General features: G+C 64.0%; 18 protein-coding genes, 1 tRNA gene and 1 pseudogene. 5 read left to right on the plus strand and 15 right to left on the minus strand.

Features of this window, described 5'->3' with window-relative positions; genetic code table 11:
* Window positions 1-49 precede the first annotated feature (49 nt).
* Entirely contained in the window at window positions 50-487 is a 438-nt protein-coding gene (locus DIE13_RS03095; protein WP_124825782.1) for a PaaI family thioesterase, read from the minus strand.
* 168 nt (window positions 488-655) lie between these two features.
* Between DIE13_RS03095 and DIE13_RS03100 the strand changes: the two genes are divergently transcribed.
* Both DIE13_RS03100 and DIE13_RS03105 read left to right on the plus strand, forming a co-directional pair.
* Window positions 656-1138: a helix-turn-helix domain-containing protein gene (locus DIE13_RS03100; RefSeq protein WP_124825783.1), complete on the plus strand. Its 483-nt coding sequence runs from the start codon at window positions 656-658 to the stop codon at window positions 1136-1138.
* A gap of 334 nt (window positions 1139-1472) precedes the next feature.
* Window positions 1473-2096, plus strand: a complete 624-nt coding sequence (locus DIE13_RS03105; RefSeq protein WP_124825784.1) for a phospholipase D family protein — start codon at window positions 1473-1475, stop codon at window positions 2094-2096.
* Window positions 2097-2255: 159 nt separating this feature from the next.
* On the opposite strand, the gene DIE13_RS33785 is transcribed toward DIE13_RS03105, so the two are convergent.
* The 6 genes from DIE13_RS33785 to DIE13_RS32775 form a co-directional block, all read right to left on the minus strand.
* Window positions 2256-2639 (minus strand): hypothetical protein, encoded by a 384-nt coding sequence (locus DIE13_RS33785; protein WP_390678898.1) that lies wholly within the window; start codon window positions 2637-2639, stop codon window positions 2256-2258.
* 16 nt (window positions 2640-2655) lie between these two features.
* Entirely contained in the window at window positions 2656-3129 is a 474-nt protein-coding gene (locus DIE13_RS03115; RefSeq protein ID WP_124825785.1) for a VOC family protein, read from the minus strand.
* Between the two features lie 162 nt (window positions 3130-3291).
* Window positions 3292-3831, minus strand: a complete 540-nt coding sequence (locus DIE13_RS03120; protein WP_124825786.1) for an aspartyl-tRNA synthetase — start codon at window positions 3829-3831, stop codon at window positions 3292-3294.
* 16 nt (window positions 3832-3847) lie between these two features.
* The gene (locus tag DIE13_RS33790; protein ID WP_124825787.1) at window positions 3848-4075 is read right to left on the minus strand and encodes a hypothetical protein; all 228 of its coding nucleotides are present in this window, start codon (window positions 4073-4075) and stop codon (window positions 3848-3850) included.
* Window positions 4076-4282: 207 nt separating this feature from the next.
* Window positions 4283-4591 carry a phosphatidylserine/phosphatidylglycerophosphate/cardiolipin synthase gene (locus DIE13_RS03130; RefSeq protein WP_124825788.1) on the minus strand — a complete coding sequence of 103 codons (309 nt, stop codon included), beginning with the start codon at window positions 4589-4591 and terminating at the stop codon, window positions 4283-4285.
* A 132-nt stretch (window positions 4592-4723) separates the two neighbouring features.
* Window positions 4724-4885, minus strand: coding sequence for a hypothetical protein (locus tag DIE13_RS32775; protein WP_175760589.1), 162 nt, complete (start codon window positions 4883-4885; stop codon window positions 4724-4726).
* Window positions 4886-4911: 26 nt separating this feature from the next.
* On the opposite strand from DIE13_RS32775, the gene DIE13_RS03135 reads away from it, so the two are divergent.
* Both DIE13_RS03135 and DIE13_RS03140 read left to right on the plus strand, forming a co-directional pair.
* Window positions 4912-5655, plus strand: a complete 744-nt coding sequence (locus DIE13_RS03135; RefSeq protein WP_124825789.1) for a DUF695 domain-containing protein — start codon at window positions 4912-4914, stop codon at window positions 5653-5655.
* An 854-nt stretch (window positions 5656-6509) separates the two neighbouring features.
* Complete coding sequence (locus tag DIE13_RS03140; protein ID WP_124825983.1) at window positions 6510-6974, plus strand: plasmid fertility inhibition factor family protein; 465 nt, start codon at window positions 6510-6512, stop codon at window positions 6972-6974.
* Window positions 6975-7051: 77 nt separating this feature from the next.
* Here the strand turns inward: DIE13_RS03140 and DIE13_RS03145 are convergent, their stop codons facing one another.
* Complete coding sequence (locus tag DIE13_RS03145) at window positions 7052-7570, minus strand: GNAT family N-acetyltransferase (RefSeq protein ID WP_124825790.1); 519 nt, start codon at window positions 7568-7570, stop codon at window positions 7052-7054.
* 330 nt (window positions 7571-7900) lie between these two features.
* Here DIE13_RS03145 and DIE13_RS33240 point away from each other — a divergent pair.
* Window positions 7901-8485: pseudogene (locus tag DIE13_RS33240) on the plus strand (phosphatase PAP2 family protein).
* A 283-nt stretch (window positions 8486-8768) separates the two neighbouring features.
* On the opposite strand, the gene DIE13_RS03160 reads toward DIE13_RS33240, so the two are convergent.
* The 7 genes from DIE13_RS03160 to ssuC form a co-directional block, all read right to left on the minus strand.
* Window positions 8769-8844: transfer RNA gene (locus DIE13_RS03160), tRNA-His, on the minus strand.
* Between the two features lie 59 nt (window positions 8845-8903).
* Entirely contained in the window at window positions 8904-9890 is a 987-nt protein-coding gene (gene dusA / locus DIE13_RS03165) for a tRNA dihydrouridine(20/20a) synthase DusA (RefSeq protein WP_233409964.1), read from the minus strand.
* A 131-nt stretch (window positions 9891-10021) separates the two neighbouring features.
* Complete coding sequence (locus DIE13_RS03170; RefSeq protein ID WP_124825794.1) at window positions 10022-10276, minus strand: hypothetical protein; 255 nt, start codon at window positions 10274-10276, stop codon at window positions 10022-10024.
* A gap of 54 nt (window positions 10277-10330) precedes the next feature.
* Window positions 10331-10528: a hypothetical protein gene (locus DIE13_RS03175; RefSeq protein ID WP_124825795.1), complete on the minus strand. Its 198-nt coding sequence runs from the start codon at window positions 10526-10528 to the stop codon at window positions 10331-10333.
* 151 nt (window positions 10529-10679) lie between these two features.
* Window positions 10680-10895, minus strand: a complete 216-nt coding sequence (locus DIE13_RS03180; protein WP_006400187.1) for a molybdopterin-binding protein — start codon at window positions 10893-10895, stop codon at window positions 10680-10682.
* Between the two features lie 56 nt (window positions 10896-10951).
* Window positions 10952-11911, minus strand: coding sequence for an ATP-binding cassette domain-containing protein (locus DIE13_RS03185; RefSeq protein ID WP_124825796.1), 960 nt, complete (start codon window positions 11909-11911; stop codon window positions 10952-10954).
* Complete coding sequence (ssuC, locus tag DIE13_RS03190) at window positions 11908-12720, minus strand: aliphatic sulfonate ABC transporter permease SsuC (protein WP_124825797.1); 813 nt, start codon at window positions 12718-12720, stop codon at window positions 11908-11910. Before ssuC ends, DIE13_RS03185 begins: the two co-directional genes overlap by 4 nt.
* Between the last annotated feature and the right edge of the window lie 2 nt (window positions 12721-12722).

Genomic DNA, 12722 nt, shown 5'->3' on the forward strand with positions numbered 1-12722 from the left:
CGTTCGCATTGCGCCGGGCCGTCGAGCCGGCCCGACGCCGCCCGCCTCCTCATTGCGGCCGCTGGATGAAGCACGTCGCCGATGCGTGCGCAACGATCTTGTCGTCCGGCGTCTTCAGCGTGCCTTCCGCGACGCCGAGCGAACGCGACAGGTGAATCACGCGCCCTTCCGCGATCAGGTCGACGTCGCGCGGCACCGGGCGCAGCATCTTCACGTGCAGGTCGACCGTGCCGTAGCCGACGCCCGCGTCGAGCATCGAATGCACCGCGCAGCCTGTGACCGAATCGAGGACCGTCGCGGCGAACCCGCCGTGCACGCCGCCGAGCGGATTCAGGTGCCGGCCGTCCGCGCGCGCGGACATCTTCACGTAGCCGAGCTCGACGCCCAGCGGTCGCATTGGAATCGTCTCGGAAATCGACGCAAGGGGCACGTCGCCCGACACTGCCGCGCGCAGCAGTTCGATACCGGACAGGGAAAGTGGGTTCATCGGGTGGTCTCCTGATTGAAAGTGCGTCGCCGCGCGAGTAAGTTCCAAATTGGAACTCATTATTTACAACCGCGCCGGCCTTGTCAACGCAACGCGCGCCCGTCGCAACCGAAGACGGGTTCTATAATCGGTCCGCTCATTTGCCGAACCGCCGCACGAGACTCGATCATGAAATGGGATGACATCGGTACGCTGAACTGTTCGGTCGCGCGCACGCTCGCCGTGCTCGGCGATCGCTGGACCATGCTGATCCTGCGCAACGCCTTTCTCGGCTGCCGCCGCTTCGACGCGTTCCAGGTGCAACTGGGCCTCACGCGCCACGTGCTGGCCGAACGGCTCGCACGCCTCGTCGACGAAGGCGTGCTGGTCAGGCGCGCGTATCAGGAGCGCCCGCCGCGCTTCGAATACCGGTTGACGGAAAAGGGCCTCGACCTCTACCCGGCCCTGCTCGCACTGATGACATGGGGCGACCGCTGGAAGGACGACGGCCAGGGGCCGCCGGTGCAGTTGCGCCATCGAACCTGTGGCCAGTTGATGCATGCGGTCGCGGTGTGTTCGGCGTGCGGCGAACCGCTCGATGCGCACGACGTGCAGCCGGAACCCGGGCCCGGGTGGATCACGCGCGAAGACGCCGGGCCGCTCGATGCATGACGCCCGGCGCATAGCGCCCGCTGCGCGCACATCGCGCGTATAGCGTCTACGTCGGCAGCGCAGCGCTCGCAACCGGCATTCGCGCATATCCGCATTCGTCATGCCCGGACCGTATGCGATCCAAGCGCACATACACGCGTACGACATCGCCATCAATCGATCGGCGCGATCATCGCCCCCGCACTGATATCGCTCGACGTCACGAACATCGCTGCATCGGCACGCGGCGCGGCACGCCGCAACGCAACGTGGCTATTCCCATTCTGGCGTGACCGCGCCGCCACGTCTGCGTTACACTCACGGCCCGCTGTCTCGAAATTATTCGCTGTCCAAGATGTTGTCGCGCAATCGCCTCGCCGCCACCTGCCTCGCCGCCTCCCTGCTCGCCACACCGTTCGCCGCCTTCGGCAAGACGCACAGCGAATCGCTGTTGCAACAGGCGATCGACTACATCGCGCAACTGCTGCCGGCCCCGACACATGAAGCGCCGGCCACGCAGGTCGTCGAATCGGCGTTCTCGCCCGATGGCGGTGCCGAAGCGCTCGTGCTGAAGGCGATTGGTGCCGCACGCAGCTCGATTCGCGTGGCCGCCTACTCGTTCACGTCGCCGCCCGTCACGCGCGCACTGCTGGCGGCCAAGCGACGCGGCGTGAATGTCGCGGTCGTCGTGGACGACAAGGGCAATCGCGCGAAGAGCAGCAAGCAGGCGCTGAACCTGCTCGTCAACGCGGGCATTCCGACGCGCACGATCGATGCCTATGCGATCCACCACGACAAGTACCTCGTGATCGATGCCGAACACGTCGAGACCGGTTCGTTCAACTACAGTGCGTCGGCGGCAAGCCGAAACTCCGAGAACGTCATCGTCGTCTGGAACAATCCGCAGCTCGCGTCGCGCTACCTCACGCATTGGCAAAGCCGCTTCGACCAGGGCACGCCGTACCGCTCCTCCTACTGACCCATCCCGCGCACGCGATCGCAAGCGCTGCTCGCGTGCAGCGTGCCGACGGCATGCGATATTCGCTCGCGATGTCGTCAATGATCGGCGTACATCGCACGCCAATCAACCTGGCCGAATGGCCGGCACGCGGAAGCTCGGGTCGCGGCGATCCACGAATCAATGGATATCGGGCGATCGCGCCACAAGTTGCGTATCCGCGGCACACCGGTTGCCCCACGTCGACGCACCGCTTGCCGTACGCTGGGGCATGTCGCGATCGCCGCCCGGCAGCGCGCTCAGCACGCAATCCATGCTGAAATTCAACGTGTTGTGGATCATCGGGTAAAGCAGGTACAGCGCAAATGCGAGATACCCCGCGTACAGAATTCGAGCCATGGTGCGATTGGATGAATCATTGATCTCGCCCTGTTTACGGCATCGCACCGCATAGCTTGAGACGCCGGCCCCCTCCGATCGCACCACCCGATGCAGCACGCGACGCAGGAAGGCCGACGACGAACGTGCCGACATGTGCTGCCACACCCGCCCGCCGTTCAGCACGATTTATGCGGCTCGATCACCCCCCGCACGGCGGTGCGCTCGCCATCGCGTCCGCGATCTGTTCGGGCGTCAGATCGCGCTGGTGCGTGGCGATCGACCAGCGGTGGCCGAACGGATCCTCGACCTGCCCATAGCGATCGCCCCAGAACATGTCGGTCGCCGGCATCGTGACTGTCGCGCCGGCCGCGACAGCCTGTGCGATCGCCGCGTCGGCGTCCTGCACGAATAGATGCAGGCACACCGGTGTGCCTTTCAGCGTCTTTGGTCCGAGTGCGCCGTGCTCGGGCATTTCATCCACCAGCATCAGTGTCGAATCGCCGATCGCGAGGCATGCGTGCGCGAGCCGGCCGTCGGGCGTCGGCAGGCGGAACCGCTCGCTTGCGTTGAACGCACGTTTATAGAAGTCGATTGCTGCTGCGGCGCCGGCACAGATCAGGTGCGGCGTCAGCGTACGCATCCCTTCGGGGATCGGGTTGACGGACGTGGCCATGGGTGTCGCTCCTTCAGTCGGTTTGTCGTGTAGGAAAGCGAGACGGACGCACGATGCGTACGCCTCCGATCCTACGACGGACGAGCCCGACGGAAATCGACACGCCTGCCGACATTTTTTTATTCGCCGACAGGCCGACGGGATTGCGCCTGCGCCCCGGAATCAGTCCACTCGACCGTCGCGATCTTCCCGCACCCCGAACTGCCGGCGGCACGCCTCCAGCAACGCGGCAACCGCGTCGAGCGGAAGGTCCGCGAACCGGTTGATCGGCAGCATCACGCCGCCCGGCACCCTGGTGCGCGGCGAATGCGCGGAGAACTGGTAGCCGATGTAACGGTTTCCCGCGACGCTGACGATTCCGAATTCGGTGACGTCGCGCCACGGCGTGACCGGTTTGTCGCGCATCGAGCCCACCAGCCTGAAGCCGGTTTCATCGACATGCAGTGCCATCTTGCGGCGCGATATCAGGAAGAAGCCGCCACTCAGGAGCGCCAGCAGCGCGGCCAGCGCCGCCACCTGCCACAGCGCCACGTCGGCCACATACCCGCACGCGGTCAATACGGCGAGCACCGCGCAGACGAGCGCCTTTCGCCTGAAGCTGCGGCTGTCGACCGGCAGCACCACCGGCAATGTGCCCGTCACCGTTCCCGCGACCGGGTCGACGTGCCAGACGGCATCGTTCGTTTCGCTTGCGTCGCTCATCGTGTCGGTCGCTCGATCAATTGCACACTTTGACTGCGCCGTCGGACGTGCACTCGTGGGCGGCCCAGTGGCTCTGGCCGGCCAGATGCGGCACCTGGCCCATGCCATGAATCGGCGCCGCCGACGACGATACCGGAACCGCTGTCGATGCGGTCTCGGGCGACGGCGATACGGTTTCGGTCTGGCAGGCCGCGAGCACCAGGCAGGATGCGATGGCCAACGGGGCGATGGAGTATCTGGGCATGGTCTCGTGCGCGGTTGCGTTATTCGCTCGTTGTCGGCGCGACGTAGCGCGCGCCGGCCTTCGCTTCGACCCGTTCGACACGGCCGGCAACGATGCAGGATGGTTGCCCGATACTACTCCTCGCGATCGGCGTGCGGCGAATGTGCAAGAGTTCGCGTGCGTTGGCACCGCATGCGCCCGCATTTGCAGCGATCCGGCGCTCGCCGTTCAGATTTGCGGAAGATCCCGCAACGTACGCGACTCGTTCGTCACGTCGACGTCGAGCTCGATGCCTTCCGACGCGTCTCGATACAGCACGCGCTTCAGTTTCGGTCCCACCGCCGTTGCGTCGACTTCGTCGAACACCGCGTGAACGTCGTTGCCGGCCGCGAGCGCGTGCGCCACCTCCGCCACCGCCGCTTCGCTCGGCGTTGCGGCCCATGACCGGTCGGCCGGATTGACGGCCGCCCAGCGCACGTGCGTCACTCGCGCGCTGAGCGGATCGATACGGACACCATTCACCGCAAACATCGACATCGCAATCTCCTTCGAAATTGTTGCGGCCCGCCGCGCACGGCGCGTCAGGTTGCGTGCGCCCCGGACTCGCATGCATGGCCTGCCGGATCAGCCGCAAGGAATCGCCACCGCACCGTCTCTTAGCCCGGTCGTTCAGGATACTGGCGCGATGCGGTTAAGCCGCTCGGCTATCTTGCGCAACGTGCGCCAGCGCTCGAATTCGATCGGCCCCGGGATGCCCGGGCTCACGATCAGGCGCGCATCTTCGGCCAACGCGATTTTCGATGATACATTGGGACGCTTTGCAACCGTCAACAGACAATCGTGCACGGGAGAAACACATGACCGACGCCTGGGGAACCTTCCCTGCCAGAATGGGCGACCATCAGGCCTTCATCAGCTTCAACAACAGCTATGCGGAAATCGCCGAGAGCGATCCGCGCACGGCACTGCTCAGCGTGCGCGTCACGCTTGCGCATCCGACGCCCGACGGCCTGCCGAGCGGCGACGAGTTCGCCGATCTCACGAAGATCGAGGATCTGCTCGATGCCACCGTGATCGCGAAAGACGGGGTGCAGGTTGGTCGCATCACCGTCGACGGCAACCAGGATTTCATGTTCTACGTACCGTTCGACGAAGCAGCCGCGGCAGAGATCGTCGACTCGCTGGCCGAACAGACGACCTACGCGCTTCAATACGCGTACCAGGACGATCCGGACAAGGACACGTACTGGCGCACGCTCTACCCGACCGATGACGACTGGCAGTTGATGCGCGACATGCGTGTGCTCGAAGCGCTGCGGCAGCAAGGCGACGTGAGCGACGTGAACCGACGCGTGATGCACTGGGCGTACTTCCCGGAGCCGAGCGACGCGCACCAGTTCGCCGACTGGGCCGAAGCGAAAGGCTATCCGGTCGAATCGGTCGCACCGACCGAGGACGGCAAATCGGCCGTGCGGTTTGCGCACGAAGGCACGACGACGCTGGCCGACATCACGCGCCATACGCTCGCGATCAATCGTGAAGTACGCTCGCTCGGCGGCGAATACGACGGGTGGGAAACCAGCGTCGAGCAGGCTGGCTGAGCCGACGGCAACACGCGACGTGTTTTACGTAACCGGGGCTCGACAGGCTCGGGGGCAAAAACATCCCGGCAGCGCAGTGACGCGCCGCCGGGATCAAGGCATCACCGGCCCAGACCGGCAATGGGCCCAAGCGATCGCTTGGACACGAGGAAAGCGATTCATGTGGAGCAGGCGAACGGATGCCGGGGCGCGAAACGCAGCCTGCCGAACGCCTGTCCAGTTGCGCCGACGCGGCCTGCGTGCGTCGGGCGGCCAAAAAGCCCCGCTCCTGCGCGAGCGAGCGGGGAAACGGTTGACCGGGCCGGGGTAGATCGGTCAACCGGTCAAATTGTGAATCGCCGTCTGTGCAATCGTCTGTGCGGCAACTCACCCTTTCAACCGGAAAGCCCGTGTGCCGTGCGAATTGCGATACGCGCGATACGCGCCCGCATGCAGGAGCGGCGGCCGGTGCCAGCACTGCCGCCGAGATGCCCGGGCAGGTGGAAGATGAAGCGGCAATCGGGATACTCTATCTCAAGTCCCGGCGACATCATTTTTCTCCGGCCACTCCGCCCGTTGGTGCTTGTGATGTCTCATGCCTGTCCGGTTTCACTCGCTGTGTGAATCTTGTGTGACTTTCGTAGCACGTGTCATTCGGACCGGCGGTATCGCGATATTCTCGCAAGATGTCGACTGAATACGCACGACCGGATCGCTCCAGCAACTGCTTCGAGAACGGTTCCTTGCGCCGTTCGGTCATACATGATTTCGCCGTTCGTATTCCGGGTATCCGCCGGCTACGCGGCCGTGGCCGTAGCCGTGATCGCGCTACTACACTCCCCCACAAAAAATCGCACGCGCCATCAGAGAAAATAATGACACTCGCTCGGGCACAACAAGACGGCGTGGAGGTCTGGATCGTCCAGCTTCCCGGGCACGCTGCCTATGCCTATACGCATCTGAAGCGGGTATTCGCCTCCGACGATTCGCGACATCGTGTCGTGACGGTCGACCTGCGGAAACTGCTGGCCTGCGCCGACCGCGACACGACCGATTATGTGCTGCCGTCGGTGCAGTACTGGGCGCCGGGCAAGGCTGCCGGCATTCGCGAATTCCTCGACCCGGAGGCGGCGAGGATTCCGGACATGCCGTTCATCACGTTTCGCGAGACGAGAGCGCGGACGCTGCTCGGCATCACGGGCCTGTCGAAAATCGGTGTCGCGTCGTTCCGCAACGGCCAGCATCGTGCGCGTTATCTCGCGTATGCGGGAGCGACGAGCCTACCCGTCGAAGTACATGAAACCGAGGCGGATTTGCTCGTGCGTTATTGCGGCGAATAACAGCCTATGGACGGCGGTATTCCGGGAAGGACATGTCGCGTGCAGCCGTTCTGTTTACTGCCTGCCAATCTCCGGCTTTACGCCTCGATTACGTAGACCCGGTCGGTAACCTCCGTCCGGCCGATGTAGCTCGTTTCGACAGTGAGTAATTGCCAGCCATTGTGTTCGTAGAAACCGATCGCGCGAACATTGTCGTCGAGCACGGACAGATGAACCTTGTCCGAGCCGATATTTCGGGCCCACCCGCGAACGGCTTCGACCATCCGCTTTCCCGTACCGCCTCCGTGATGGGCAGGATGCACGTGAAGGCAATCGAGCAGAACGCCACGCGCCGAATCGACCGGCCTTTCGGCGCTCACGAAACCGACCGGAACGCGATCCGATTCCGCAATCAGCACGAGGCCCCACTCCGCTTCGTCGCGATCGAAATAATTTCGCCAGCGGGTTGCGTGTTCCGTCGGCGCGTCGTCCGACAGAAACGTTGCCGGAAGGATATGGCTATACGCGCTCTGCCAGCTCAGCGTGTGCAAGCGAGCGATGTGTTCGGCATCGTGTGGTGTCGCGCTGCGCAGAATGACGGTTCGGTTTTCCGGCATGCGTGGTCACTCCCGTTGTGTGATCGTGGTCGGGAAAGTGTAGCAAGCTACGATATTTCAACGGCGAGTTGAATGGCGAATCGGGCGAGATGGAGCAGCAAAAAAATGTCCCGACGCCTTCCGGGCGTCGGGACCGAACGGCCCTGCAAAGCTGCGGGCACGAGGAATTCGACAGGTTACACGAATGCAAGACTGTGAAGCGTTGGCGATTTGCGCCACACCTCGGTTCTATTCCGCCAATTTGCGTGCCGATGATCGTTTTACGATCACCGCTTTACGCCGCGGATTCACGAACGAATGCTGAATCGGTCAACCTGGAATGTGCGAATGATGGGCGTCGACATCAGGCTGCGCGTTCAAGACTTGCCTGTCCGCCTTGCGTGGCAAATACAGCACCTTGCCGCCAGTCGTGTCGTTGTGACGATTTACGAGAGCTATATCCCGCAGGCGCTACTGACGATCGCCGTACTTGGATCGGCGAAGCGCGATCGGGATCTCACGGAGTTTCTGTTGTTGTTCGTGGGAATTGCCGTCGTCACGGTCCTGCTGTCTGCGCCGTTTCCCGCATCGAATCCCATGATCCACTTCGGACTCCAGGGACCATACGACGATTCCCTGGTTTCGCTGTTTCAGACGTTACGAGATGGATCGCTAAAAGCATTCGATCTGTAAAAGCGACGGGAAATCATCTCGATACCCTCCCTGCATGCTGCCGATGCCATTCTGTTTGAGTATGCATTACGGCACGTTCGATGGCTCTTTCCCGCTTCCGTCGTTTGGAACACCACGATGATTTATTCCGCCATTCAATTCGGCGCGCATTGCTTGGTCGACATCGTGGCCGGGCTGGCGCTTTCCGTAACGTCGGTCATGATTGTGCGCCGCTGGCTGCGCAAGAGTCTTCCTGTCGCCTGATGGTGAATGCGCCGCGACAATCAGTGGCGTAGCAGAGAAACAGCCTAGCGCCCGCCACCGAAACAATCGATGCACGCTTTACAAGCATGCGTCGGCGATGACGGCGGCCGTTTGCGCGAAGCGACTCGGATACGACATCGAGATGTTCGTGGCAACGAACGCGAAATGAAGTGATGGCGAGCAGAACGCTCTGGAGAAAAGCGAGGTTCGAATCGGCGCGATTGCCCCGAGCGTCCGCGGAAAGCAAAACAGGCGCCGAAGCGCCTGTTTTGCTTGAGAATTTTGGGGTGGCTGATGGGACTCGAACCCACGACGACAGGAATCACAATCCTGGACTCTACCAACTGAGCTACAGCCACCACTGATACTGCCTTGTTTCTTCGCTGTTTCGTTTCGTGTTCAGCAGCGAAGAACAAGATTATACGAAGACTTTTCCGTCTTGCAAAGCATTTTTTTCAAAATTTTCGATGGCGTCGTTCAGATGCATGCGTGCCTCGTCGAACACGGCCAGATCGCCACGCGCGAGTTTCTTGTTGTCGGACAGCACGCGACGCCAGCCGCGTGCCCCGGCGACGCCACGATAGAGTCCGAGCGCATGCCGGACGATCGCACCGAGATACGTGCCGCGCTTCAGTTCCGCCGCGCAGTATTCGATCAGTTGCGCCTCGGCCTCTTCACGCGTCGGCACCGCTGCGGTCGACCCATAGAAGCGCGCATCGACTGCCGCGAGCACATACGGATTGTGATACGCCTCACGCCCGAGCATTACGCCGTCGACGTGCTCGAGATGCAGCGCGACTTCGTCGAGCGTCTTGATCCCGCCGTTGATCACGATCTCCAGCGACGGGAAATCGCGCTTCAACTGATAGGCATAGTCGTACTTGAGCGGCGGGATCTCGCGGTTCTCTTTCGGCGACAGCCCCTTCAGGATCGCATTGCGCGCGTGCACGACGAACGTCTCGCAGCCCGCTTCCGCAACCGTGCCCACGAAGTCGCGCACGAACGCGTAATCCTCGACCGCGTCGACGCCGATCCGGTGCTTGACCGTCACCGGCACCGACACCGCATCGCGCATCGCCTTCACGCAGTCGGCCACCAGTTGCGGCTCGTTCATCAGGCACGCGCCGAATGCACCACGCTGCACGCGCTCGGACGGGCATCCGCAATTCAGGTTGATCTCGTCATAACCCCACTGCTCGCCGAGTTTCGCCGCGCGTGCGAGGTCGTCCCGTTCGCTGCCGCCGAGTTGCAGCGCGACCGGCGATTCGTTCGGCGTGAACGCGAGGTGCCGCTGGGCATCGCCGAACAGCAGCGCGCCCGTCGTGATCATTTCCGTATACAGCCAAGTGTCGCGCGTCAGCGTGCGATGGAACGACCGGCAATGACGGTCGGTCCAGTCGAGCATAGGCGCCACGGAAACGCGGCGGGGAGGAAGCGAGGACGGTGCGGACATGGAATCGGGGCAGCAAGCGGGCGCGGGAGACAACCCGGGATTCTACCGCAACGCGGTCGGGCCGGCCCGCCAGCCGGAATCGGCTAGGCCTGGCCGCCCTCGCCCAGTTCGGCATCGACGGCTCGCCGCGCCTCCTCGAGCACGCGTTCGATCACGCGCCGTTCGGTCAGCAGCACCCCGTCGACCTTCACGAGCCGCCAGTCGATCCGCACGACACCACCTTGCAGCACGCGATAGTGGGCATGCTCGCCGTCCCAGACCTGCTCGGTCTTTACCTCGATCTCGAAGCCGCGGTACGGCTCGCTGAAATCGCCGAGATCGCTACCTCTCGGTTCCATCGCTCGCTCCGTGACGACGCAGCGCCGGGCCGCCCTGCGGCCGGCGCCGTGCCCTCAATCATATTCGTTAGACAAAACGGATTTGCCGTCGTCGGTGAGGTCGACGCGGTCGGCAGCCGCCTGATAGATCAGCCCTTCGTTCAGCAACGCATAGACGACGTCGTCGAACGCAGCAGGAACCGGCCGGCTGTCGCCGAACTGGTCGATCCACTTCAGCGCCTCGATGGCTTCAGGAGAAAGGATGGGGGTCATGCGTTGGCCTCCGGCATCGGTGTCGTTCCATCCTAGCACTTCATATCGACATCGAATACCGCGGCAAACGCGCGACGGAATAACCACGCGCCGTGGCCAGGCGGACGGACGAGCGGTCGGCCCGTCCGCGCCGCCCGGCGGCGGCACGCACTCAGAGGCGCGCGATCGAGACTTCGGTCGACTTCACGAGCGCGACGACTTCCGCGCCAACCTTCAGTTCGAGTTCGTCGACCGAACGGGTCGTGATCACCGACGTGACGATGCCGAACGGCGTCTCGACGTCGACCTCGGACACCACGGGCCCGCGAATGATCTCCTTCACCTTGCCTTTGAACTGGTTACGCACGTTGATTGCAGTGATGCTCATCGGGTTGATCGCTCCGAAGAAAAAGTCTGAGGACGAACGGCGGGTGCCGCCCGGATTTAAACGGCCCAGCGGATCTGCCCGACCGGTCGTACGGTATCGACGTCAAGCGCCGCGCGCTGATCGGCTGCCCCGGGTCCATCGGCCAGCACGCGTTGCAGCACGTGATCTTCCAGCGCCGCGAACGCGGCCGACGCACGAGCGCGCGGCCGCTCGAGCGGCACGGGCTGATCGAGGGCGACACGGCCCTGCTCGATGAGCAGAATCCGGTCGCCGAGCGCGACGGCTTCCTGCACGTCGTGCGTAACGAGCAGCGCGGTAAACCGGTGCTCGCGCCACAACCGCTCGATCAGCGCATGCATCTCGATGCGAGTCAGCGCGTCGAGCGCGCCGAGCGGCTCGTCGAGCAACAACAACTGCGGCCGATGCACGAGCGCACGCGCGAGCGCGACACGCTGCCGCTGGCCGCCCGACAACCGAGCAGGCCAGTCGTTCGCGCGCTCGAGCAGGCCGACTTCGTCGAGCACCGCACGCGCCTGATCGCGCGCGCCGCGCCCGAGGCCCAGCATCACGTTCTGCAGCACGGTCTTCCACGGCAAGAGCCGCGCGTCCTGGTACATGATCCGCGTATCGAGCACGCCGCCGCCCTCGCCACGCGTCACGAGCGCCCCGCTGCTCGGCTGCTCGAGCCCCGCGACGAGACGCAGCAGCGTGGACTTGCCGCAGCCGCTGCGCCCGACGATCGCGACGAAACTGCCTCGCGCGATGCCGAGTTCGACGTTGTCTAGCACCGTGCGCTCGCCGAAGCGCTTGCTGACGCCGGACAGCGTCACCGCATCGTCCGGCGCCGGGCTGCCCGTGCGCCGCCGCGCGAGCGGAACGACGGATGCACTGCCGTCCCGGTCGACGATCGCCGCGTCTCGCGCGTCGCCGTCGGTCACGCGTGCCTGCGCCAGTTCGGCCTCGAGGTCTGCGCCGGCGAGCGGGCCGTAGACGGCCGCCGAAGTCGTCGCATTCATGCCTTTGCTCCTGATTGATAAGCGGGGTGCCAGCGCAGCGTCACGCGCTCGATCCATTTCGCCAGCACGTCGGCCAGCTTGCCGAGCACCGCATACAGCAGGATGCCGACCACCACCACGTCGGTTTGCAGGAATTCACGCGCGTTCATCGTCATATAGCCGATGCCCGACTGCGCGGAAATCGTTTCCGCGACGATCAGCATCACCCACATCAACCCGAGCGCGAAACGCACACCGACGAGAATCGACGGCAACGCACCGGGCAGGATCACGTCGCGGTACAGCGCGAAACCGCGCACGCCATAGCTCTTCGCCATCTCGATCAGGTTCGCGTCGACCGAGCGGATCCCGTGATAGGTGTTGATGTACACCGGGAAGAACACGCCGAGCGCAACGAGGAACAGCTTCGCCTTCTCGTCGATGCCGAACCACAGGATCACGAGCGGGATCATTGCGAGCGCCGGGATGTTGCGGATCATCTGGATCGTCGAATCGAGCGCGACCTCCGCCGCTTTCGACAGACCGGTTGCCAGCCCCAGCGCCAGGCCGACGCCGCCGCCGATCGCAAAGCCGAACAGCGCACGCCACGTGCTGACCTTCACGTTCGCCCACATCTCGCCCGATGTCACGAGCGACCATGCCGCACGCACGACCGCGACAGGTTCGGGCAGCACGCGGGTCGACAGCCAGCCGGCGCGCGCGCCGACCTCCCATGCGACCAGCAACGCGAGCGGCACGAGCCACGGCGCGATGGCGCGCCATGCGCGGGCGGCCAGCACGGCGCCCGTCGTCGACGTTTTCGTTGTCATCG

Source organism: Burkholderia sp. Bp9016 (assembly GCF_003857765.1).
GTDB lineage: Bacteria > Pseudomonadota > Gammaproteobacteria > Burkholderiales > Burkholderiaceae > Burkholderia.

Bases quoted from the DNA above. Each gene is read 5' to 3' on its own strand.
- DIE13_RS03100 (WP_124825783.1), top strand. From the start codon at position 656: ATGAAATGGGATGACATCGGTACGCTGAACTGTTCGGTCGCGCGCACG.
- DIE13_RS03095 (WP_124825782.1), bottom strand. From the start codon at position 487: ATGAACCCACTTTCCCTGTCCGGTATCGAACTGCTGCGCGCGGCAGTG.
- DIE13_RS03135 (WP_124825789.1), top strand. From the start codon at position 4,912: ATGACCGACGCCTGGGGAACCTTCCCTGCCAGAATGGGCGACCATCAG.
- dusA (WP_233409964.1), bottom strand. From the start codon at position 9,890: ATGCTCGACTGGACCGACCGTCATTGCCGGTCGTTCCATCGCACGCTG.
- DIE13_RS03180 (WP_006400187.1), bottom strand. From the start codon at position 10,895: ATGAGCATCACTGCAATCAACGTGCGTAACCAGTTCAAAGGCAAGGTG.
- DIE13_RS33790 (WP_124825787.1), bottom strand. From the start codon at position 4,075: ATGCCCAGATACTCCATCGCCCCGTTGGCCATCGCATCCTGCCTGGTG.
- DIE13_RS03185 (WP_124825796.1), bottom strand. From the start codon at position 11,911: ATGAATGCGACGACTTCGGCGGCCGTCTACGGCCCGCTCGCCGGCGCA.
- DIE13_RS03105 (WP_124825784.1), top strand. From the start codon at position 1,473: ATGTTGTCGCGCAATCGCCTCGCCGCCACCTGCCTCGCCGCCTCCCTG.
- DIE13_RS03115 (WP_124825785.1), bottom strand. From the start codon at position 3,129: ATGGCCACGTCCGTCAACCCGATCCCCGAAGGGATGCGTACGCTGACG.
- DIE13_RS03120 (WP_124825786.1), bottom strand. From the start codon at position 3,831: ATGAGCGACGCAAGCGAAACGAACGATGCCGTCTGGCACGTCGACCCG.
- DIE13_RS03170 (WP_124825794.1), bottom strand. From the start codon at position 10,276: ATGGAACCGAGAGGTAGCGATCTCGGCGATTTCAGCGAGCCGTACCGC.
- ssuC (WP_124825797.1), bottom strand. From the start codon at position 12,720: ATGACAACGAAAACGTCGACGACGGGCGCCGTGCTGGCCGCCCGCGCA.
- DIE13_RS03140 (WP_124825983.1), top strand. From the start codon at position 6,510: ATGACACTCGCTCGGGCACAACAAGACGGCGTGGAGGTCTGGATCGTC.
- DIE13_RS03145 (WP_124825790.1), bottom strand. From the start codon at position 7,570: ATGCCGGAAAACCGAACCGTCATTCTGCGCAGCGCGACACCACACGAT.
- DIE13_RS03175 (WP_124825795.1), bottom strand. From the start codon at position 10,528: ATGACCCCCATCCTTTCTCCTGAAGCCATCGAGGCGCTGAAGTGGATC.
- DIE13_RS03130 (WP_124825788.1), bottom strand. From the start codon at position 4,591: ATGTCGATGTTTGCGGTGAATGGTGTCCGTATCGATCCGCTCAGCGCG.